Source organism: Pseudomonas sp. B5(2017) (assembly GCF_002112825.1).
GTDB lineage: Bacteria > Pseudomonadota > Gammaproteobacteria > Pseudomonadales > Pseudomonadaceae > Aquipseudomonas > Aquipseudomonas putida_Z.
The window spans coordinates 229,415-250,820 of sequence record NZ_NEIR01000004.1 but is presented as its reverse complement, the minus strand read 5'-3'; the positions used below and the strand labels follow the sequence as shown (position 1 = coordinate 250,820).

At 62.1% G+C, this 21,406-nt stretch carries 20 protein-coding genes; 13 read left to right on the top strand and 7 right to left on the bottom strand.

Annotated elements, in window-relative coordinates; translation table 11 throughout:
• Nucleotides 1–160 precede the first annotated feature (160 nt).
• The gene (locus tag CAG00_RS08125; protein ID WP_025340033.1) at nt 161–943 is read left to right on the top strand and encodes an outer membrane protein OmpK; all 783 of its coding nucleotides are present in this window, start codon (nt 161–163) and stop codon (nt 941–943) included.
• A gap of 137 nt (nt 944–1,080) precedes the next feature.
• On the opposite strand, the gene CAG00_RS08120 is transcribed toward CAG00_RS08125, so the two are convergent.
• Nucleotides 1,081–1,995, bottom strand: a complete 915-nt coding sequence (locus CAG00_RS08120; RefSeq protein ID WP_085664004.1) for a DUF808 domain-containing protein — start codon at nt 1,993–1,995, stop codon at nt 1,081–1,083.
• A gap of 132 nt (nt 1,996–2,127) precedes the next feature.
• On the opposite strand from CAG00_RS08120, the gene CAG00_RS08115 reads away from it, so the two are divergent.
• Nucleotides 2,128–2,739, top strand: coding sequence for a TetR/AcrR family transcriptional regulator (locus tag CAG00_RS08115; protein ID WP_025340035.1), 612 nt, complete (start codon nt 2,128–2,130; stop codon nt 2,737–2,739).
• Between the two features lie 138 nt (nt 2,740–2,877).
• Here CAG00_RS08115 and CAG00_RS08110 read toward each other — a convergent pair whose 3' ends face one another.
• Nucleotides 2,878–3,318 (bottom strand): heme-binding protein, encoded by a 441-nt coding sequence (locus CAG00_RS08110; RefSeq protein WP_013973539.1) that lies wholly within the window; start codon nt 3,316–3,318, stop codon nt 2,878–2,880.
• A 257-nt stretch (nt 3,319–3,575) separates the two neighbouring features.
• On the opposite strand from CAG00_RS08110, the gene gcl reads away from it, so the two are divergent.
• From gcl to CAG00_RS08080, 6 genes are all read left to right on the top strand, one after another.
• Nucleotides 3,576–5,351 carry a glyoxylate carboligase gene (gcl, locus tag CAG00_RS08105; RefSeq protein WP_015271168.1) on the top strand — a complete coding sequence of 592 codons (1,776 nt, stop codon included), beginning with the start codon at nt 3,576–3,578 and terminating at the stop codon, nt 5,349–5,351.
• Nucleotides 5,352–5,420: 69 nt separating this feature from the next.
• Nucleotides 5,421–6,203 (top strand): hydroxypyruvate isomerase, encoded by a 783-nt coding sequence (gene hyi / locus CAG00_RS08100; RefSeq protein ID WP_003259508.1) that lies wholly within the window; start codon nt 5,421–5,423, stop codon nt 6,201–6,203.
• 181 nt (nt 6,204–6,384) lie between these two features.
• Nucleotides 6,385–7,278 carry a 2-hydroxy-3-oxopropionate reductase gene (locus CAG00_RS08095; RefSeq protein WP_046615025.1) on the top strand — a complete coding sequence of 298 codons (894 nt, stop codon included), beginning with the start codon at nt 6,385–6,387 and terminating at the stop codon, nt 7,276–7,278.
• Nucleotides 7,279–7,536: 258 nt separating this feature from the next.
• A complete protein-coding gene (locus CAG00_RS08090) occupies nt 7,537–8,811 on the top strand; it encodes a glycerate kinase (RefSeq protein WP_025340038.1) in 1,275 nt (424 codons plus the stop codon).
• Entirely contained in the window at nt 8,808–10,223 is a 1,416-nt protein-coding gene (pyk, locus tag CAG00_RS08085) for a pyruvate kinase (RefSeq protein ID WP_025340039.1), read from the top strand. Before CAG00_RS08090 ends, pyk begins: the two co-directional genes overlap by 4 nt.
• A 187-nt stretch (nt 10,224–10,410) precedes the next feature.
• Nucleotides 10,411–11,286, top strand: a complete 876-nt coding sequence (locus tag CAG00_RS08080) for an urea transporter (RefSeq protein ID WP_085664003.1) — start codon at nt 10,411–10,413, stop codon at nt 11,284–11,286.
• Nucleotides 11,287–11,301: 15 nt separating this feature from the next.
• Here CAG00_RS08080 and CAG00_RS08075 read toward each other — a convergent pair whose 3' ends face one another.
• Nucleotides 11,302–12,057, bottom strand: coding sequence for an RHS repeat-associated core domain-containing protein (locus CAG00_RS08075; RefSeq protein ID WP_371915765.1), 756 nt, complete (start codon nt 12,055–12,057; stop codon nt 11,302–11,304).
• 173 nt (nt 12,058–12,230) lie between these two features.
• Between CAG00_RS08075 and CAG00_RS08070 the strand changes: the two genes are divergently transcribed.
• Both CAG00_RS08070 and CAG00_RS08065 read left to right on the top strand, forming a co-directional pair.
• On the top strand, nt 12,231–13,052 hold the full coding sequence (locus tag CAG00_RS08070) for an ion transporter (protein ID WP_085664001.1): 822 nt from the start codon (nt 12,231–12,233) through the stop codon (nt 13,050–13,052).
• 216 nt (nt 13,053–13,268) lie between these two features.
• Nucleotides 13,269–14,270, top strand: a complete 1,002-nt coding sequence (locus CAG00_RS08065) for a sulfate ABC transporter substrate-binding protein (protein WP_015271174.1) — start codon at nt 13,269–13,271, stop codon at nt 14,268–14,270.
• Between the two features lie 124 nt (nt 14,271–14,394).
• On the opposite strand, the gene CAG00_RS08060 is transcribed toward CAG00_RS08065, so the two are convergent.
• Complete coding sequence (locus CAG00_RS08060) at nt 14,395–15,321, bottom strand: class I SAM-dependent methyltransferase (protein WP_085664063.1); 927 nt, start codon at nt 15,319–15,321, stop codon at nt 14,395–14,397.
• Between the two features lie 145 nt (nt 15,322–15,466).
• On the bottom strand, nt 15,467–16,363 hold the full coding sequence (locus CAG00_RS08055; RefSeq protein WP_024087447.1) for a DMT family transporter: 897 nt from the start codon (nt 16,361–16,363) through the stop codon (nt 15,467–15,469).
• A 134-nt stretch (nt 16,364–16,497) separates the two neighbouring features.
• On the opposite strand from CAG00_RS08055, the gene CAG00_RS08050 reads away from it, so the two are divergent.
• The 3 genes from CAG00_RS08050 to CAG00_RS08040 all read left to right on the top strand — a co-directional run bounded on the left by CAG00_RS08050 (nt 16,498) and on the right by CAG00_RS08040 (nt 19,771).
• Nucleotides 16,498–16,935: an Lrp/AsnC family transcriptional regulator gene (locus CAG00_RS08050; RefSeq protein ID WP_025340043.1), complete on the top strand. Its 438-nt coding sequence runs from the start codon at nt 16,498–16,500 to the stop codon at nt 16,933–16,935.
• Between the two features lie 558 nt (nt 16,936–17,493).
• Nucleotides 17,494–19,026, top strand: coding sequence for an NCS1 family nucleobase:cation symporter-1 (locus CAG00_RS08045; RefSeq protein WP_075045895.1), 1,533 nt, complete (start codon nt 17,494–17,496; stop codon nt 19,024–19,026).
• Nucleotides 19,027–19,042: 16 nt separating this feature from the next.
• Nucleotides 19,043–19,771: an aspartate/glutamate racemase family protein gene (locus CAG00_RS08040; RefSeq protein ID WP_075045896.1), complete on the top strand. Its 729-nt coding sequence runs from the start codon at nt 19,043–19,045 to the stop codon at nt 19,769–19,771.
• 204 nt (nt 19,772–19,975) lie between these two features.
• Here CAG00_RS08040 and CAG00_RS08030 read toward each other — a convergent pair whose 3' ends face one another.
• Nucleotides 19,976–20,638, bottom strand: a complete 663-nt coding sequence (locus CAG00_RS08030; protein ID WP_085588975.1) for a histidine phosphatase family protein — start codon at nt 20,636–20,638, stop codon at nt 19,976–19,978.
• A 238-nt stretch (nt 20,639–20,876) separates the two neighbouring features.
• On the bottom strand, nt 20,877–21,383 hold the full coding sequence (locus CAG00_RS08025; protein ID WP_085663999.1) for a hypothetical protein: 507 nt from the start codon (nt 21,381–21,383) through the stop codon (nt 20,877–20,879).
• Nucleotides 21,384–21,406: the final 23 nt, after the last annotated feature.

Here is a 21,406-nt window from a genome sequence, read left to right as displayed (position 1 = left end):
CGTTCAGAACGAAGTCGAGCAGGAAGGTTTTGCCAGCCCAGGAAAGTTGGCTCAACCCTTGCCAAACAGCTGTGGCCTATCGAAAAAAGCTGACTCAAAAGACAAAAAAGCGCCAACAACGAGCGCTGACAATAGATCAATCAAGGGAGCGACACTCGCAATGCGTACCATCAACAGCCTGATCCTCGCCGGCGGCCTGCTGGCCTGTGGCACCACCTTCGGCGGCGACCTGCTGCAATGGCAGAACAACAGCCTGACCTACCTGTGGGGCAAGAACTTCAAGGTCAACCCGTCGATCCAGCAAACCGTGACCTTCGAGCACGCTGATGGCTGGAAGTACGGCGATAACTTCATCTTTGTCGACAAGATCTTCTACCAGGGCCAGAAAGATGAGGGCAATGGCCCGAACACCTACTACGGCGAAATCAGCCCGCGCCTGTCGTTCGGCAAGATCTTCGACCAGAAGCTGGCCTTCGGCCCGGTCAAGGACGTGCTGCTGGCGATGACCTACGAGTTCGGCGAAGGTGATACCGAGTCGTACCTGATCGGCCCTGGCTTCGACCTGGACATCCCTGGCTTCGACTACTTCCAGCTGAACTTCTACAACCGCACCACCGACGGCAGCCGCGCCGGCGACAACGTGTGGCAGATCACCCCGGTGTGGTCGTACACCATTCCGGTCGGTTCGTCCGATGTGCTGATCGACGGTTTCATGGACTGGGTGGTGGACAACGACGAGAACCGCCGCGGCACCTACCAGGCCAACCTGCACTTCAATCCGCAGATCAAGTATGACCTGGGCAAAGCCTTGCACCTGGGCGAGAAGCAGCTGTATGTGGGTGTGGAGTACGACTACTGGAAGAACAAGTACGGCATCAAGGATTCCGATGCCTTCACCACCGACCAGAACACCATGAGCTTCCTGCTCAAGGTTCACTTCTGATCTGAGTATAGGGGCCGCCTTGCGGCCCATTCGCGGGTAAACCCGCTCCCACAGGGTCCGCACCGGATTCATGGCAGACGCTATACATGTGGGAGCGGGTTCACCCGCGAACCGGGGCAAAGCCCCGGCCATGCAACTCAGTTGGCCGGCCGAACCGCCCGCCACAGTTTCCCCGCAATGCCCACCACCGCCAGCACCACGGCACCGGCCACAACCCCGACACCGCCGTTCAGCAGCGCCACGGTCAACGCCCCGCCACGCCCTTCACTGAACGCCTCGATGGCGTGATGCAGCGGCCCGATGCCATGCACCAGGATCCCGCCACCGACCAGGAACATGGCCGCCGTGCCGATCACCGACAGGCTCTTCATCATGTATGGCGCGGCACGCAGAATGCCGTTACCCACCGCCCTGGCCAGGCGTGATGCCTTGCGGGTCATCCACAGCCCCAGGTCATCGAGCTTGACGATACCGCCCACCAGCCCGTACACGCCGATGGTCATGACCACCGCGATACCCGACAGCACGACGATCTGCTGGGTCAACGGCGAGTCGGCAACGATGCCCAGGGTGATGGCGATGATTTCCGCCGAAAGGATGAAGTCGGTACGTACCGCGCCCTTGATCTTGGCTTTCTCGAACGCCACCAGGTCGACATTGGCATCGGCCACCGCCTCCTTGAGCGCTTCATGCTCGGCGTCAGTCTCGGCCTTGCTGTGCAGGAACTTGTGCGCCAGCTTCTCGAAACCCTCGAAGCACAGGTAGGCGCCGCCCAGCATCAGCAACGGCGTCACCGCCCAGGGGATGAACGCACTGATCAGCAGCGCCGCCGGCACCAGGATGGCCTTGTTCACCATCGAGCCCTTGGCCACAGCCCACACCACCGGGATCTCGCGCTCGGCACGCACCCCGGTGACCTGCTGGGCATTCAGTGCCAGGTCATCGCCCAGCACGCCTGCGGTCTTTTTCGCCGCCACCTTGGTCATCACCGAGACGTCATCAAGCACCGTGGCGATGTCGTCGATCAGTACCAGTAGACTGCTTCCTGCCATGTTTGCCTGTATCCAGAAGAGTGAGTGCCCAGGATTCTAGCCCAAAGCCGCTGCCTTGAGCGCCCGTCGAGCCCGGTGCTACCATGCCCGATCCCTCTTAGAGGTGGCCAGACACGAGGAAGATCCCTGACCATGAGCACCATTCGCGAGCGCAACAAGGAACTGATCCTGCGCGCGGCCAGCGAGGAATTCGCCGACAAGGGCTTCGCCGCCACCAAGACCAGCGATATCGCGGCCAAGGCCGGCCTGCCCAAGCCGAACGTGTATTACTACTTCAAATCCAAGGACAACCTCTACCGCGAGGTCCTGGAAAGCATCATCGCGCCGATCATGCAGGCGTCGACCCCGTTCAATGCCGACGGTGACCCGAAGGAAGTGCTGAGTGCGTACATCCGCTCGAAGATCCGCATTTCCCGCGACCTGCCGCATGCGTCCAAGGTGTTCGCCAGCGAGATCATGCACGGTGCCCCGCACCTGTCGCCGAACCAGGTAGCGCAGCTGAACGAGCAGGCACGGCATAACATCGAGTGCATCCAGCGCTGGATCGACCGCGGGCAGATCGCCCATGTGGATGCGCATCACCTGATGTTCAGCATCTGGGCAGCGACCCAGACCTATGCCGATTTCGACTGGCAGATCTCTGCGGTGACCGGCAAGGCCAAGCTGGCCGACAGCGATTATGACGCGGCGGCGGAGACCATCATCCGCATGGTGCTCAAGGGCTGTGAGCCCGAGATAGCCTGACAGGGTAAGTGGGGCTGCCTTGCAGCCCATCGCGACACAAGGCCGCTCCTACAAGGGATCGCGTACTACCTGCGATCCCTTGTAGGAGCGGCCTTGTGTCGCGAAAGGGCCGCAAAGCGGCCCCAGCCATCTTCAGCCTTACGCCGCTACACCGGCATCCGCCTTCAACCCCACCTCCTCGATCGCACTGATCGCGCACTGCTCGTCGATATCCGACGTATCCCCGCTGATCCCTACCGCACCCAGCACCTTGCCGTCCTGATCACGCACCAGCACGCCACCCGGCGCCGGCACCACCGGCCGCTCGCCCAACCCGTTCAGCGCGGCAAAAAATGCCGGCCGCTGCTGCGCGTCCAGCGCCAGCAGGCGCGAGCCCTTGCCCAGGGCAATCGCGCCCCAGGCCTTGCCGGTGGCCACCTCCGGCCGGATCAGGCTGGCGCCATCCTCGCGTTGCAGCGCCAGCAAGTGGCCGCCGGCATCCAGCACCGCCACGGTCAGTGGCGCGGCATTGATCTTGCGGCCCGCTGCCAGCGCGGCATTCACCAGGCTGACCGCGACTTTCAGGTTCAAAGCGTTCATGGAAAGGTCCTCTTCTTGTTGTGAGAAGCCCTGAGGGCAGTTGAAAACCGATAGAACAAATAGAACACAACGAAAGATATTTTTGTATACAATATTTTGAAACGATCGTATGCGATGGCGCAAACCTCCGTTTTCACGGGCGCTCGAACGAAAGCGACGTCCGCCGACGAAAACCCGTTGACCTAAGCGGCCAGCCGTGAATACACTCTGGCACAAAGCAAGTTGTATACAATTACAAAATCGATGAGGCACAAACCATGAGCAAAATGAGAGCAATCGATGCAGCCGTTCTGGTCATGCGCCGTGAAGGTGTAGATACCGCGTTCGGCATCCCGGGGGCTGCCATCAACCCGTTGTACTCGGCCCTGAAGAAAGTCGGTGGCATCGATCACGTCCTCGCTCGTCACGTCGAAGGCGCCTCGCACATGGCCGAGGGTTACACCCGTGCCAACCCGGGCAACATCGGCGTGTGCATCGGCACCTCCGGCCCAGCCGGCACCGACATGGTCACCGGCCTGTACAGTGCCTCCGCCGACTCCATCCCGATCCTCTGCATCACCGGCCAGGCCCCACGTGCCCGCCTGCACAAGGAAGACTTCCAGGCTGTCGACATCACCAACATCGTCAAGCCGGTCACCAAGTGGGCCACCACCGTTCTGGAGCCAGGCCAGGTGCCTTACGCCTTCCAGAAGGCCTTCTATGAAATGCGCACCGGCCGCCCAGGCCCGGTACTGATCGACCTGCCGTTCGATGTGCAGATGGCCGAAATCGAATTCGACATCGACGCCTACGAACCGCTGCCAGTGCACAAGCCGTCCGCCACCCGCGTTCAGGCCGAAAAAGCACTGGCCCTGCTCAATGACGCCGAGCGCCCGCTGCTGGTAGCCGGTGGCGGCATCATCAACGCCGACGCCAGCGACAAGCTGGTCGAGTTCGCCGAACTGACCGGTGTACCGGTAATCCCGACCCTGATGGGCTGGGGCACCATCCCGGACGACCACGCACAGATGGTCGGCATGGTCGGCCTGCAGACTTCGCACCGCTACGGCAACGCCACCCTGCTGAAATCCGACCTGGTGTTCGGTATCGGTAACCGCTGGGCCAACCGCCACACCGGTTCCGTCGACGTCTACACCGAAGGCCGCAAGTTCGTGCACGTGGACATCGAGCCGACCCAGATCGGCCGCGTGTTCACCCCGGACCTGGGTATCGTTTCCGACGCCGGCAAGGCACTGGACGTATTCCTCGAAGTGGCCCGCGAGTGGAAAGCCGCTGGCAAGCTGAAGTGCCGCAAGGCCTGGCTGGAAGACTGCCAGGAGCGCAAGGCAACCCTGCAGCGCAAGACCCACTTCGACAACGTGCCGGTCAAGCCGCAGCGCGTCTACGAAGAAATGAACCAGGTATTCGGCAAGGACACCTGCTACGTCAGCACCATCGGTCTGTCGCAGATCGCCGGCGCGCAGTTCCTGCACGTGTACAAGCCACGCCACTGGATCAACTGCGGCCAGGCCGGCCCGCTGGGCTGGACCATCCCTGCCGCCCTCGGTGTGGTCAAGGCCGATCCGAAACGCAAGGTGGTCGCGCTGTCGGGTGACTACGACTTCCAGTTCATGATCGAAGAGCTGGCGGTGGGCGCACAGTTCAACCTGCCGTACGTGCACGTACTGGTGAACAACGCCTACCTGGGCCTGATCCGTCAGGCGCAACGTGGCTTCGACATGGATTACTGTGTACAACTGGCGTTCGAGAACATCAACTCGACCGACGCCGCCACCTACGGTGTCGACCATGTCGCCGTGGTCGAAGGCCTGGGCTGCAAGGCCATCCGTGTATTCGAGCCGGCCGAAATCGCCCCTGCCCTGCTCAAGGCACAGAAGATGGCCGAAGAGTTCCGCGTGCCGGTGGTGGTCGAAGTGATTCTCGAACGTGTGACCAACATTTCCATGGGCACCGAGATCAACGCGGTCAACGAGTTCGAAGACCTGGCCCTGGTCGGCAACGACGCGCCAACCGCCATCTCGCTGCTGGACTGATCGCCTGACGCCCCCGTGCCGGCCCCTACCTGGGGGGCGCCGGGGGCCTTCATCGCAAGGAGACACAACATGCCTCGCTTCGCTGCCAACCTGTCCATGCTGTTCACCGAACAGGACTTCCTGGCCCGCTTCAAGGCTGCCGCCGATGCTGGTTTCAGCGGCGTCGAATACCTCTTCCCGTACGACTTCAGCGCTGCCGAGATCAAGCAGCAGCTGGACGCCAACGGCCTGACCCAGGTGCTGTTCAACCTGCCGGCGGGCGATTGGGCCAAGGGTGAGCGCGGTATCACCTGCCACCCTGACCGCGTCGAGGAATTCCGCGCCGGTGTCGACAAGGCCATCGAATACGCCAAGGTGCTGGGCAACACCCAGGTCAACGCCCTGGCCGGCATTCGCCCACAAGGCCCGGACTGCGCCACCGTGCGCAAGACCTTCGTGGAAAACCTGCGCTACGCCGCCGACAAGCTGAAAGCCGCCGGGATCCGCCTGGTCATGGAAATGATCAACACCCGCGACATCCCCGGCTTCTACCTGAACACCACCAAGCAAGCGCTTGAAATCCAGGCCGAGGTTGGCAGCGACAACCTGTTCCTGCAGTACGACATCTACCACATGCAGATCATGGAAGGTGACCTGGCTCGTACCATGGAAGCCAACCTGAAACTGATCAACCACATCCAGCTGGCCGACAACCCCGGCCGCAACGAGCCAGGCACCGGCGAGATCAACTACCGCTTCCTGTTCGAGCACCTGGACCGCATCGGCTACCAGGGCTGGGTGGGCGCGGAGTACAAGCCGCTGACCACCACCGAAGCGGGCCTGGGCTGGCTGAAGACCCATAACGCAATCTAAGGCTGATCGGGGTCCCGTGACACATGCCTGACCCTGTGGGAGCGGGTTCACCCGCGAATGCGATGTTGGCTTCACTGCCGCTTTCGCGGGTAAACCCGCTCCCACAGAGTTTTGTGTCCAACAAGGGGGCCTGTGCAGCCTGCTCCATCGAGATTCAACAAATACAACGAGGTAATCTCTCATGGCTAAAATCGGTTTCATCGGCACCGGCATCATGGGCAAGCCCATGGCTCAGAACCTGCAGAAAGCAGGTCACAGCATCTTCGTCTCCACCCACCACGACGCTGCCCCGGCCGACCTGATCGCCGCCGGTGCCGTGGCCCTGGCCAACCCGAAGGAAGTTGCCCAGGAAGCCGAGTTCATCATCGTCATGGTCCCCGACACCCCGCAGGTCGAGAGCGTCCTGTTCGGAGACAACGGCGTGGCCGAAGGCGTGGGCCCGAACAAGGTCGTGATCGACATGAGCTCGATCTCCCCTACCGCTACCAAAGCCTTCGCCGAGAAGATCAAGGCCACTGGCGCTGCCTACCTGGACGCCCCGGTGTCCGGTGGCGAAGTCGGTGCCAAGGCCGCGACCCTGAGCATCATGGTCGGTGGCTGCCCGAAAGCCTTCGAGCGCACCCTGCCGCTGTTCGAAGCCATGGGCAAGAACATCACCCGCGTCGGTGGCAATGGCGACGGCCAGACCGCCAAGGTGGCCAACCAGATCATCGTTGCCCTGAACATCCAGGCCGTTGCCGAAGCCCTGCTGTTCGCCGCCAAGAACGGCGCCGACCCGGCCAAGGTACGTGAAGCACTGATGGGCGGCTTCGCCTCGTCGAAGATCCTCGAAGTGCACGCCGAGCGCATGATCAAGGGCACCTTCGACCCAGGCTTCCGCATCAACCTGCACCAGAAGGACCTGAACCTGGCCCTGCAGGGTGCCAAGGAACTGGGCATCAACCTGCCCAACACCTCCAATGCCCAGCAAGTGTTCAACACCTGCCAGGCCCTGGGCGGCGGCAACTGGGACCACTCGGCGCTGATCAAAGGCCTGGAGCACATGGCCAACTTCTCGATCCGCGACGAAAAATGATTTAGATCCGGGGGCTGCTGCGCAGCCCTTTCGCGACGCAAGGCCGCTCCTACAACGGATCGCGGTCCCCTGTAGGAGCGGCCTTGTGTCGCGAAAGGGGCGCAAAGCGCCCCCAAAATCTCAGATCCAACACCTTTGAACCTGCGACCACAGGTTCAAAGGTGGCACCGAGCAACACCCGCCCCTGGTTCGGCCTGCACGGAGGCAGTTCCAGGGGCGTTTTTGATTCTGCAGAACAACAATAATTGGGAGCCTGCCATGTCGGTCGATCCGCAAAAACTTCTCCGCGAGCTGTTCGACACAGCCATCGCCGCCGCCCACCCCCGTCAAGTCCTCGAACCCTACCTGCCCGCCGACCGCAGCGGCCGGGTCATCGTCATCGGTGCCGGCAAGGCCGCAGCCGCCATGGCCGAAGTGGTCGAGAAAAGCTGGCAGGGCGAAGTCTCCGGGCTTGTTGTCACACGGTACGGTCACGGCGCCAACTGCCAGAAGATCGAGGTGGTCGAAGCTGCCCACCCGGTCCCCGATGCCGCCGGCCTGGCCGTGGCAAAACGCGTGCTGGAACTGGTCAGCAACCTCAGTGAAGACGATCGCGTCATCTTCCTGCTGTCCGGCGGTGGCTCGGCGCTGCTGGCCCTGCCCGCCGAAGGCCTGACCCTGGCCGACAAGCAGCAGATCAACAAGGCGCTGCTGAAATCCGGCGCCACCATCGGCGAGATGAACTGCGTACGCAAGCACCTCTCGGCGATCAAGGGCGGCCGCCTGGCCAAGGCCTGCTGGCCGGCCACGGTGTACACCTATGCCATTTCCGATGTCCCGGGCGACCTCGCCACGGTGATCGCCTCCGGCCCGACCGTGGCCGACCCGAGCACCTCGGCCGATGCCCTGGCCATCCTCAAGCGCTACAACATCGAAGCGCCCAAGGCCGTTATCGACTGGCTCAACAACCCAGCCTCGGAAACCGTCAAGGCCGATGACCCGGCCCTGGCCCGCAGCCACTTCCAGCTGATCGCCAAGCCCCAGCAGTCGCTCGAAGCCGCCGCGGTCAAAGCCCGCCAGGCCGGGTTCAGCCCGCTGATCCTCGGCGACCTGGAAGGCGAATCACGCGAAGTGGCCAAGGTGCACGCCGGTATCGCCCGGCAGATCGTCCAGCACGGCCAGCCGCTGAAGGCACCCTGCGTGATCCTGTCCGGCGGCGAAACCACCGTGACCGTGCGCGGCAATGGCCGTGGCGGGCGCAACGCCGAATTCCTGCTCAGCCTCACCGAAAGCCTGAAAGGCCTGCCGGGCGTGTACGCCCTGGCCGGTGACACCGACGGTATCGATGGCTCGGAAGAAAACGCCGGCGCCTTCATGACCCCGGCCAGCTACGCCCGTGCCGAAGCCCTGGGCCTGTCGGCCAGCGACGAGCTGGACAACAACAACGGCTACGGCTATTTCGCCGCCCTGGATGCGCTGATCGTCACCGAGCCGACCCGTACCAACGTCAACGACTTCCGCGCCATCCTGATCCTCGAGACTGCCCAATCATGACGCCTGATAAAAAAGTCAAAATCCTCGCCACCCTTGGCCCTGCGATCAAAGGCATCGACGACATCCGCCAACTGGTAGAAGCCGGGGTGAACATCTTCCGCCTCAACTTCAGCCACGGCGAGCACGCCGACCACGCCCTGCGCTACCAGTGGATCCGCGAAGTCGAGCAGCAACTGAACTACCCGCTGGGTATCCTCATGGACCTGCAGGGGCCGAAGCTGCGCGTCGGCCGCTTTGCCGACGGCAAGGTGCAGCTGCAACGCGGCCAGGCCCTGCGTCTGGACCTGGACAACACCCCGGGCGACAGCCGCCGGGTCAACCTGCCGCACCCCGAGATCATCGCCGCCCTCGAGCCGGGCATGGACCTGCTGCTGGACGACGGCAAGCTGCGCCTGCGCGTCACCGCCAAGCACAGCGACGCCATCGACACCGAAGTGCTGGCCGGCGGCGAACTGTCCGATCGCAAGGGTGTCAACGTGCCGCAAGCGGTGCTCGACCTCTCCCCGCTCACCGAAAAAGACCGCCGCGACCTGGCCTTCGGCCTGGAGCTGGGCGTGGACTGGGTGGCTCTGTCGTTCGTGCAGCGCCCCGAAGACATCACCGAAGCACGCCAGCTGATCGGTGACCGTGCCTACCTGATGGCGAAGATCGAAAAGCCATCGGCAGTCGAACAGCTGCAAGCCATCGCGGAGCTTGCGGATGCGATCATGGTGGCCCGTGGCGACCTGGGCGTGGAAGTGCCGGCCGAAAGCGTGCCGCAGATCCAGAAACGCATCATCGGCACCTGCCGCCAGCTGGGCAAACCGGTGGTGGTGGCCACGCAGATGCTCGAATCCATGCGCTTCTCGCCAGCGCCGACCCGCGCCGAAGTCACCGACGTGGCCAACGCCGTGGCCGAAGGTGCCGATGCGGTGATGCTGTCGGCCGAGACTGCCTCGGGTGAGTACCCGCTGGAAGCCGTGCAGATGATGAGCAAGATCATCCGCCAGGTGGAGAACGGCCCGGACTACCAGGCCCAGCTCGACGTTGGCCGGCCGAAGGCCGAGGCCACCGTGTCGGACGCCATCAGCTGCGCCATCCGCCGTATCAGCGGCATCCTGCCGGTGGCGGTGCTGGTCAACTACAGCGAGTCGGGCGCCTCGACCCTGCGCGCGGCCCGCGAACGGCCACGGGCCCCGATCCTCAACCTGACCCCGAACCTGACCACCGCGCGCCGCCTGAGCGTAGCGTGGGGCGTGCACTCGGTGGTCAACGACCGCCTGCGCCAGGTGGACGAGGTTGTTTCCACTGCACTGGAGATTGCCCAGGCACAAGGCATGGCCAGCCGTGGCGACACGCTGCTGATCACCGCCGGTGTGCCTTTCGGCAAGCCAGGGTCGACTAACACGCTGCGGATCGAGACCTTGATCTAAAGCACCGCATCTCTCCTGTGGGAGCGGGCGTGCCCGCGAAGAGGCCAGCAGGGACAACGATGTTGCCTGAGCTGACGCATTCGCGGACACGCCCGCTCCCACAGGGTCGGTGGTGTCGCACACAACTGCGGAAAACCCGAGGCCCAAAGAGGCCCACCGCTCCCCATCAACCTCACTGACTGCCCCGATGTACACCAAAAATTTCGTCAACCCGTGCCCCGACTGGGCCACGGCGTTACTCAACGGCTTCAGCCAGGTGCTGCTGCTGCGCAACCCCCTGTGCGGCCTGTGCTGCCTGCTGGCCATCCTGCTGACCGCCCCCGGCCTGGTCGGTGGCGCCCTGCTCGGCGCCCTGGCCGGCCTGCTCACCGCCCAGGCACGCGGCTACGACCGTGCCGACCGCCAGGCCGGGCTGTACTGCTACAACGGCGTGCTGATCGGCATCCTGATCAGCGCCGTGCTGCCCTGGTCGGTCATCCTGCCGCCACTGATCATCGCCGCTGGCGGCCTGTCCAGCATCATCACCCACCAGTGGCGCAAGCGCGGCGGCAAACTGCTGATCGCCTACACCGCGCCCTTCGTGCTGCTGGGCTGGGCCGTATTGCTGATCGCCAGCCCCTCGCCCAGCGGCTTCGTCGAAGCCGACCCGCTGTACGCGTTGGCGCGCGGCGTGGGCCAGATCTTCCTGCTCGACCAGCCGCTGGCCGGCCTGCTGATCATCATCGGCATGTTCATCGCCAACCCTTATGCCGCAATGTGGGCGGTGATCGGCTCGGCCATCGGCGGCGGCGTGGCACTGTTCGCCGACCAGGCGCAAGCCGCCTGGCTGGGTTTGTTCGGCTTCAATGCCGCGCTGGCAGCTTTAGCATTCAGCCGCCAGGGTGAAAAGCCTTGGGTGACGTTACTGGCAATTGCCTTGGCCCTACTACTGCAACCGCTGTTCAAGTTACTACCGATAGCCGGTTTGACCGCACCCTTCGTCACAACCTGCTGGCTGATGCACTTGGGCATTCATCTCATGCAGCTGGGCGAAAGACGCAATACCAAAGGGTTACACAGCTAAACTCGATGCTGATTGCTAACTAGAGCTATCATGTCGGCGACCCTTTCTGATTGCAGCTGCCAGTCCAGGCATGGCCAAGTTCGGTTTAGAGTAGTCGTCGATGCCTGATTCATTAATGAATATCATGTCAGGGTCAGGTAAAATACGGCCATTCTCCACTACTACATGATCGGGATTGACGTTCATAAGTACGAACCCCTCCTCAATAAATTTCTTGTCGAGGGGTTTCAACGGTGACATTTCAATGCCTTCAGCTGTTACCAAATATTCACTAATGAATAGACTTCGGTCGCGATTGACATAGAATTTTCCGCGAAGACTTGCGCTCGGGTCGCTACGCTCCAGAATTTTTCCATCTACTGATTTTGCCCTGAACGGCTCAATTCGTTCACCAGCCGACCTTGCTCGGTTATAAGCAAAACCCTGAACCCGCTTATCCGTGTTGTTGATTTTCTTGAATACTGGTTCGAAAGCAGCCCAGTTCTGTTTGAATCGGCTGGTACCTTGGGGATCGCTGAAATTGACAGGGTCTCCTCCGCAATATGCATAGGAATTAAGACCTCCCTTTTCAAAGGGGCTGAATACGTCGGGACTGCAAAAGCGCATCAAGACCGGGCGGTATAGCCGCCTCCCATTCCCCAGAAAATAACCTTGCACCAAGTGATCCAGTAGCTGGCCGTTGTAACACAATCGATCTCCACGTGATCCGCTGTGCAATGAGCCGTAGACCGAAAATGCAAATGATTGGGGTGGCCTTCGGGAATGCCTCATTTTATCGTCCATCCCTATCTCCAAGTCTGAGCAGCACGAGCCCTGAATGTTGCATCGCGCCTGTGAAAATCGAAACTGGCATTTCTACCAGGTTGGCTCAGTTTTACTTCACGTTGCATCTGCTGACAGAGACCCTCTAGGCTTGCTACTCACACCATCGGAATAGCCCTCGCATGTCCACCCCACAATCCCTGCGTGAACGCCTCTACATCATGGTCTTCCAGACCGACACCGTAGCCGGCCGGCGCTTCGACAAGATCCTCCTGCTGATCATCCTGGCCAGCTTGGTCACCGTCATCCTCGACAGCATCGACGAAGTGCACCAGGGTTACGCCGGCGTGCTGGCGGGTATCGAGTGGGGCTTTACCGCGATCTTCCTGGCCGAGTACCTCACCCGCCTGTACTGCTCGCCCAAGCCGTTGCGCTATGCCTTCAGCTTTTATGGCCTGGTCGATCTGCTGGCGATCGTGCCGGGGATCATCGCGCTGTACTACAGCGACGCCCAGTACCTGCTGATCATCCGCGTGATACGGATGCTGCGGATCTTCCGCGTGCTCAAGCTCAGCCCGTACCTCAAGCAGGCCCATTACCTGATGGAGGCGCTGCGCGGCAGCAAGCAGAAGATCATTGTGTTCCTGGTGACGGTATCGACCCTGGTGACGGTGTTCGGCACCTTGATGTATGTGATCGAAGGGCCTGAGCATGGCTTTACCAGCATTCCCAAGGGTATCTACTGGGCCATCGTTACCCTGACCACGGTAGGCTTTGGCGACATCGTGCCAAAGACACCGCTGGGGCAGGTGCTGTCGTCGCTGGTGATGATTACCGGTTATTCGATCATCGCCGTACCGACCGGGATCTTCACCGCCGAGCTGGCCAATGCCATGCGCGGGGAGCAGCTGCAGCATGATTGCCCGACCTGCAGCAAGAAGAGCCATGAGCATGGCGCGGCGTTCTGTTCGCGGTGCGGGAATGTGCTGTTTCCCAAGCAATGATTCCGCCTGTTCCGGCCCTTTCGCGGGTAAACCCGCTCCCACAGGATCACCACATACCCGAACCGTGCGCGGTCCCTGTGGGAGCGGGTTTACCCGCGAAAGGGCCAGAACAGGCAGAAGCATAACCAAAGTGTTTTTTGTTCTTTAACCCCCACAAACCCACCCGCTATAGTCGCAGGCAAACTGCCAACACCTTCTCGATAACAAGGAAGCAACGTGAAAAAACTCTTCACCGCCTCGCTGCTCGCCGCAGGCCTTGCCCTGGGCAATTTCGCCCAGGCTGCCCCCACCCTGCTCAACGTTTCCTACGACGTGATGCGCGACTTCTACAAGGACTACAACCCGGCCTTCCAGAAGCACTGGGAAGCCGAGCACAACGAGAAGGTCAACGTGCAGATGTCCTTCGGCGGCTCGAGCAAGCAGGCGCGAGCGGTGATCGATGGCCTGCCGGCCGATGTCATCACCATGAACATGGCCACCGACATCAACGCCCTGGCCGACAACGGCAAGCTGGTGCCGGACAACTGGGTAACCCGCCTGCCGAACAACAGCGCGCCGTTCACCTCGGCCACTGTGTTCATCGTGCGCAAGGGTAACCCCAAGGCGCTGAAAGACTGGCCCGACCTGCTCAAGGATGGCGTTCAGGTGATCGTGCCCAACCCCAAGACCTCGGGTAACGGCCGCTACACCTACCTGTCGGCCTGGGGCTATGTGCTCAAGCAAGGCGGTGATGAAAACAAAGCCAAGGACTTTGTCGGCAAGCTGTTCAAGCAGGCGCCGGTATTGGACACCGGTGGCCGCGCCGCCACCACCACCTTCATGACCAACCAGATCGGCGACGTGCTGGTGACCTTCGAGAACGAAGCCGAAATGATCGCCCGCGAGTTCGGCCGCGACCAGTTCGAAGTGGTCTACCCGAGCGTGTCGGCCGAAGCCGAGCCGCCGGTCAGCGTGGTCGACAAGGTGGTGGCGAAGAAAGGCACCCAGGCAGCGGCCGAGGAATACTTGAAGTACCTGTGGTCGCCAGCCGCTCAGGAAATCGCCGCACAGAACTACCTGCGCCCGCGTGATGCGACGGTACTGGCCAAGTACACCGACCGCTTCCCGAAAGTGGACTTCCTGTCGGTAGAGAAGACCTTCGGTGACTGGCGCACCGTGCAGAAGACCCACTTCAATGATGGTGGGGTGTTTGACCAGATCTACACCAACAATCAGTAATTGATGCAGGCAGGTCCGGCCCTATCGCCGGCAAGCCCGCTCCCACAGGTACTCCACAGTACTCAAGACCTGTGCAGTACCTGTGGGAGCGGGCTTGCCCGCGAAAGGGCCGGTACAGGCAACATCAGACCTGACGGAATACCAGAGCCTTCAAGCCCCCCGCCGGGTCCACGTCAGGAAACTCCGGCGGGTTCTCCAGCCGCTCGACGAATGCCAGCGACGGCGCCTGCTCCGCCATCCCCTCGATCAGAAACTCTGGCCCGATGCCCGGGTCGTTCACGCACGCCAGCACCGTCCCGCCCTCGCTCAACAACTCCGGCAAGCGCCGCAGGATCTTCGCGTAATCCTGGGTCAGCACAAAGCTGCCGCGCTGGAAGGTCGGCGGGTCGATGATGATCAGGTCATAAGGCCCGTACTTGCGCACCTTGCCCCAGGACTTGAACAGCTCGTGCCCCAGGTACGCCACGCGCGACGCATCGTGGCCATTGAGGCGATGGTTGTCACGGCCCCGGGACAACGCCGACTTGGCCATGTCCAGGTTCACCACCTGCTCGGCGCCACCGGCAATCGCCGCCACCGAGAAACCGCAGGTGTAGGCGAACAGGTTCAGCACGCGCTTGCCCGCCGCCTGCTCGCGCACCCAGCGCCGACCATAGCGCATGTCGAGGAACAGGCCATTGTTCTGCCGCACGCCCAGGTCCAGCAGGTAGGTCAGCCCGTCCTCGACCACCTCGCGCTGCTGGCACGGTTCGCCCAGCAGCCACTGGCCCGGGCTGTCGGGCAGGTAGCGATGCTGGAGAAGGATGGCCTGGCCAACCCACTGCGGGCGCTCGGCGAGAGTACGCAGCATCGCCTCCAGTTCGGCCAGCTGGCCTTGCGCCGGCTCGCGGAACAGGGCGACCGACAGCACGCCTTGCAGCCAGTCGACGGTGACCTGCTCCAGGCCCGCCCAGCAGCGGCCGCGGCCGTGGAACAGGCGGCGGGTTTCCTGCGGGGCAGGGTCGAGGGCGGCGAGCAGGTGTTGCTCCAGAGTCTGGATCGGCGAAGTCATCATGGGTCGCAAGCTGGTAAAAGCGGCATTCTACCTTGCGGGCCCTTTCGCGGGTAAACCCGCTCCCACAGGATCACCACAGGCCCGAACCGTGTGCAGCACCTGTGGGAGCGGGTTTACCCGCGAAAGGGCCCGCAAGACCACCTCATTCCTCTGCCACAACCCGCGCTGGCCGGAACCACCACCCCTGCTGCATCCCCGCCGCCGCCAGCAGGATCAACGCCACCCCCAGCCACTGCAACGGTGCCAGCCGGTGCCCGAACGCCACCCAGTCCACCAGAATCGCCGCAATCGGGTAGATGAACGACAGTGCCCCGGTCAGTGCCGTGGGCAAGCGCTGGATGGCGCTGTACAGCAACACATACATCAATCCGGTGTGCACCATGCCCAAGGTCACCAGGCTGGCCAGCGCCGGCACTTCACCCGGCAACCCGCCAAGCTTGACCCACGGCGCCAGCAACAGCACACCCGTGGCCACCTGGATCAGCGCGATCAGGTGCGGTGGCGTGCCACTCAGGCGCTTGATGATCAACGCCGCGATGGCATACAGGAAGGCCGCCCCCAGCGCCAGCGCAATGCCCAGCAAATAGTCCTCACCGCCACCCTGCCCCGCGCCATGGGCACTGACGATGGCCAGCATGCCGAGGAACGCCACGCTCAGCCAGGTGACCTTGGCCAGGGTGATCTTCTCGCCCAGGAATACTGCCGCCAGCCCCACCAGCATGAACGGCTGCACGTTGTACACCGCCGTGCCGATGGCAATCGACGCCCGCGAGTAGGAGGCGAACAGCAGCACCCAGTTGCCGACGATGGCCACACCGCTGGCAATCGCCAGCAGGAACGCCGTACGGCTGATCACACCCGGCCGCAGGAAGCCGAACCCCGCGCAGATCGCCAGCAAGGTCACGGCACCGAACACGCAGCGCCAGAACACCACCTCGAGCACCGGCTGGCCGGACACCAGCACGAACCAACCGATGGTCCCGGAAATCAGCATGGCAGCGACCATTTCCAGCGAGCCACGACGCAATGAACTGTCCATCTCACACCTCCTGTTGAAGACGGCAACAGTATGCAAAGGTTGCTGGCCGCCCTTCCAGCGGATAACGAAGGAAGATTGGCATGTTTGCCTTTACTATCAAGGTAAATCACGCGAACTACCTGATTGAGGTGATCATGACCGATGCCATCGACCAACTGCTGATCAACGCGCTCATGGAAGACTCGCGCCGCTCGCTCAAGGCCCTGGCGCAAATCAGCGGGCTGTCGGCGCCCAGCGTCAGCGAACGCCTGCGCCGCCTGGAGGAACGCGGCGTGTTGCGCGGTTACACCGTAGAGGTCGACCCGCGCGCCTTTGGCTACCAGTTGCAGGCCATCGTGCGCATCCGCCCGCTACCCGGGCAGCTGCAGGAGGTGGAACGGCAGATCGTCGCCATTGCGGAGTTCACCGAGTGCGACAAGGTTACTGGCGAGGACTGCTTCATCGCTCGGCTGCATGTGCGCTCGATGGAGCAGCTGGATACCCTGCTCGACCGCATCAATGTGCTGGCCGAGACCAACACCGCCATCATCAAGAAAAGCCCGGTGAAGCGGCGGTTGCCGCCGATGGATTGAGTTTTGCCTGTACGGGCCTCTTCGCGGGTAAACCCGCTCCCACAGGATCTCGACGGGCCTGAATGCTGTGGAGTACTTGTGGGAGCGGGTTCACCCGCGAAGAGGCCGGCACAGGAAAAAGCTGACTAATTTTTGTACACAAGAATGTCACCATAAGTGCCGTTTTTGTGTGCACTTTCCAAGATCACGCCCCAATACGTTACACACTTCCCACAACTTATTCTGACCAAATGATCAACTAAATCATCCTCGAAAAATTTAAACCTGTTCATTTGGTCAACTTATATCCCATTCATTTCATCAACTTATATTTCAACAAGATAGATTCGAAATGATGGCCAGCTGAAGTTTGCTTTTTCCTTGGCATGGAACTCGCTTTTGTGTGTTCGTGTTTTGTATACAAACCAAGCAAAACATAAATACACAAGAACCCGCGACGCCGACCCAACATCGGCCGCCGCGCCCCAAACCCTGAGATGCCAACGCTGCACCGACGAGATGGCGAGCCCGTGCGCATGCCCGCTCATCGCAGTCCACGTGCATCAGGAGCCCGCCGGAATGAGTACCAGCCTCGACCTTGCCCCTGAACTATCCGTCGCCAGCACCCACCCCGCTTCCCCTCTCGCCGGCAGCCAGCCGGAACTTGCCCTGAGCCCGCGCCTGCATAACCGCGACCTCGCCCCGACGCGCATCGAAGGCCGCCGCTGGGGCGGCTACAGCATCTTCGCGCTGTGGACCAACGATGTGCACAACATCGCCAACTACTCGTTCGCCATGGGCTTGTTCGCCCTCGGCCTGGGTGGCTGGCAGATCCTGCTGTCGCTGGCCATCGGCGCGGCGCTGGTGTACTTCTTCATGAACCTGTCCGGCTACATGGGGCAGAAGACCGGCGTGCCGTTCCCGGTCATCAGCCGCATCGCCTTCGGCATCCACGGCGCGCAGATCCCGGCGCTGATCCGCGCGGTCATCGCCATCGCCTGGTTCGGCATCCAGACCTATCTGGCTTCGGTGGTGCTGCGCGTGCTGCTCACCGCCGTATGGCCGCAAATGGCGGCCTATGACCATGACAGTATCCTCGGCCTGTCGAGCCTGGGCTGGGCATGCTTCGTGTCGATCTGGCTGGTGCAGCTGGTGATCCTGGCCTACGGCATGGAGATGGTGCGCCGCTACGAGGCCTTTGCCGGCCCGGTGATCCTGCTGACCGTCGCCGCCCTGGCGGTGTTCATGTACTTCAAGGCCGACGCCCGCATCGCCTGGTCGGTGGCCGAACCGCTGACCGGCTACGAGATGTGGCGCAACATCTTTGCCGGCGGCGCGCTGTGGCTGGCGATCTACGGCACCCTGGTGCTGAACTTCTGTGACTTCGCCCGCTCCTCGCCATGCCGCAAGACCATCCGCGTCGGCAACTTCTGGGGCCTGCCGGTGAACATCCTGGTGTTCGCCGTGATCACCGTGGTGCTGTGCGGCGCGCAGTTCCAGATCAACGGCCAGATCATCGACAGCCCTACCCAGATCGTCGCCGCCATCCCCAGCACAGCGTTTCTGGTACTGGGCTGCCTGGCCTTCCTGATCGTCACCGTGGCGGTGAACATCATGGCCAACTTCGTCGCCCCGGCCTTCGTCCTCAGCAACCTGGCACCGCGTCACCTGAACTTCCGCCGCGCCGGGCTGATCAGCGCCACCCTGGCAGTGCTGATCCTGCCGTGGAACCTGTACAACAGCCCGCTGGTGATCGTGTATTTCCTGTCCGGCCTGGGTGCCCTGCTCGGCCCGCTGTACGGGGTGATCATGTCCGACTACTGGTTGCTGCGCAAAGGCTGCATCAACGTGCCGCAGCTTTACAGCGAAGACCCGGCCGGCGCGTACCACTACACCAAGGGCATCAACCTGCGCGCGGTGGCCGCCTTCGTGCCGGCCGCACTGCTGGCCATCGTCCTGGCCCTGGTGCCCAATTTCCATGGCGTGGCGCCGTTCTCCTGGCTGATCGGTGCCGGCATCGCCGCCGCCCTGTACCTGCTGATCGCCCCACGCAAACGCCAATACCACGACGTCAGCGGCGAATGCATCGCCGTTGACCACAGCAGCCATTGACCAGGGAGGACTACCCATGCGCATTCTGATCGCCAACGTCAACACCACCGAAGCCATCACCGAAGCCATTGCCGAACAGGCCCGTACGGTGGCCGCACCCGGCACCGAAATCATCGGCCTCACCCCATGGTTCGGTGCCGAGTCGGTGGAAGGCAACTTCGAAAGCTACCTGGCCGCCATCGCGGTGATGGACCGGGTGCTGGCTTACGAAGGCCCTTACGACGCCGTGATCCAGGCGGGTTACGGCGAACATGGCCGCGAAGGCCTGCAGGAACTGCTGAACGTGCCGGTGGTGGACATCACCGATGCCGCCGCCAGCACGGCGATGTACCTGGGCCATGCCTACTCGGTGGTGACCACCCTGGACCGCACCGTGCCGCTGATCGAGGACCGCCTGAAGCTCTCCGGCCTGTATGACCGCTGCGCATCGGTACGCGCCAGCGGGCTGGCGGTGCTGGAGCTGGAAGCCGACCCACAGCGCGCCGTGGAGGCGATTGTCGAGCAGGCAGAACGCGCCGTGCGCGACGACAAGGCCGAGGTGATCTGCCTGGGTTGCGGCGGCATGGCCGGGCTGGACGAGCAGATCCGCCAGCGCACCGGCGTGCCGGTGGTGGATGGTGTGAGTGCGGCGGTGACCATAGCCGAATCGCTGGTGCGCATGGGCTTGAGTACCTCCAAGGTACGTACCTATGCCACGCCACGGGCGAAGAAAGTGGTGGGTTGGCCGGTGCGGTTCGGGCGTTAGGCATCTTTCGCCTGACCTGGCCTCTTCGCGGGTAAACCCGCTCCCACAGGGACCGCATTGCTCTCAGGGCCTGTGCAGTACTTGTGGGAGCGGGTTTACCCGCGAAGAGGCCGGTCCTGCCGAAGCATCATTCTGGCCAACTGCTGTGTACTCAACTTCATCGTTACTCTGTTCAGGGCTTCCTGGCAGAACAGTACCAGCGGATCAGGTCGGGCAGCTATGCGCACCATCATTCAGGCCCTGACGCACGTTGCGGCTGAGCAGGCTGGCCTTGCCGTCGTGCCAGGTCAGGGTCAGGACGTAGAGGGTGTCGAAGTCGTCGCCGCTCCAGTCGTCGGTGATCACCCGCTCCTCACCGAGGGCCTTGCCAGCCACGGCATTGATCAGGTCAGGGAGGTAGCCATGCGACCAGGCGGTGTACACGGTCGCGTTACGGTACTTGTCGCGCAGCAGCTCTTCGGCCAGCGCGTCGGTGTCGTTGGCGCCATAGTCGATGTTTACCGGCAGGCCCAGGCGAATGGCGCTGGGGCTGATGGTCATCAGCGGGCGAATGTAGCTGTAGCTTTCGTCCTTGCTGCCTTCCTCGACATGCCGCGAGGGGTTGGCAGCGAACACGTAGTCGGCCTTGCCAAAGCGCTCGGGCAGCACGGTAGCCAGGTCCAGCGCACGGTTGAGGCCCTGGCAGTTCAACTGGCCCAGCCCCTCGCCCGGCTTCTCGGCGTGGCGCAGGAACACAAGGGTCTGGGTGCCATCCACCGGTTGCGCCCGGCTTTCGACAGCTTCCAGCGCCAGCGGTACGGCTATGGCTGTAAGCGTCAGGCTCAGCAACCAGTGACGACGACGGCGGAAGAATGTTGGCAACTTCATCAAGACAGGCCCATGTGGCAGAAAGAATCGGGTAGACCCGCCACATCACCCCGCCAACAGCACCGCGGGGCATCCTTGTAGTGAATGCCGTCCATGGCAACGAGTGAGGGTGAGAGTGCCCTGAACCCGTTTGGTTCCTCCCTGGAGGTGGATGCCGTTCCCTAGGCAAGGCTTAGATTAGAGGATGGGTGTTGCTGAAATGTGTCCGTTCGTTACTCGTTGCTCTCGCTGATTACCGTTACGGTGGCCCGGCTGCTTCTTCCATAGAGACTGAGTCGAGAATGGTTACATCAAATACCTGCTCGATAACCTGCTTCGGGCCCTGATTCAGACTCCAGGTGAAGAACACCAGAAAGCCCAGCAAGAACACGAATAGAATCGAGCCCACGAGACTTTGTGCCACACCCGACCAAAATCCTGGTTTGGCTTGCCTGACTTCGCTGCTCGCTTTATCGGAATAGTACTGTTCAAGCTCCACAGCTTGGGCTGCGATCGAGGCATCAAGAAAGCCTTGAGCAAGCTGGCTGGCCTGATTGCGGTAGCTCTCGATCTGCGAGGGGCTGTTGCTGACATCATGGAAAGGGGCCAAGTCTTCATCCTTCGGCTCCCGGTCATGCTTGATCTTGAAAGCCTGGATAAACTCGATTTTCTGCCTCTTGTACAACGAATAGGCAATGATACCGAGTGTATCTTGCTCATTCTCCACAAGCACCGAGTATATGTGGTTGTAACAGCCATCGGCCATATGGCTCTTACCCTTTGCGCAGG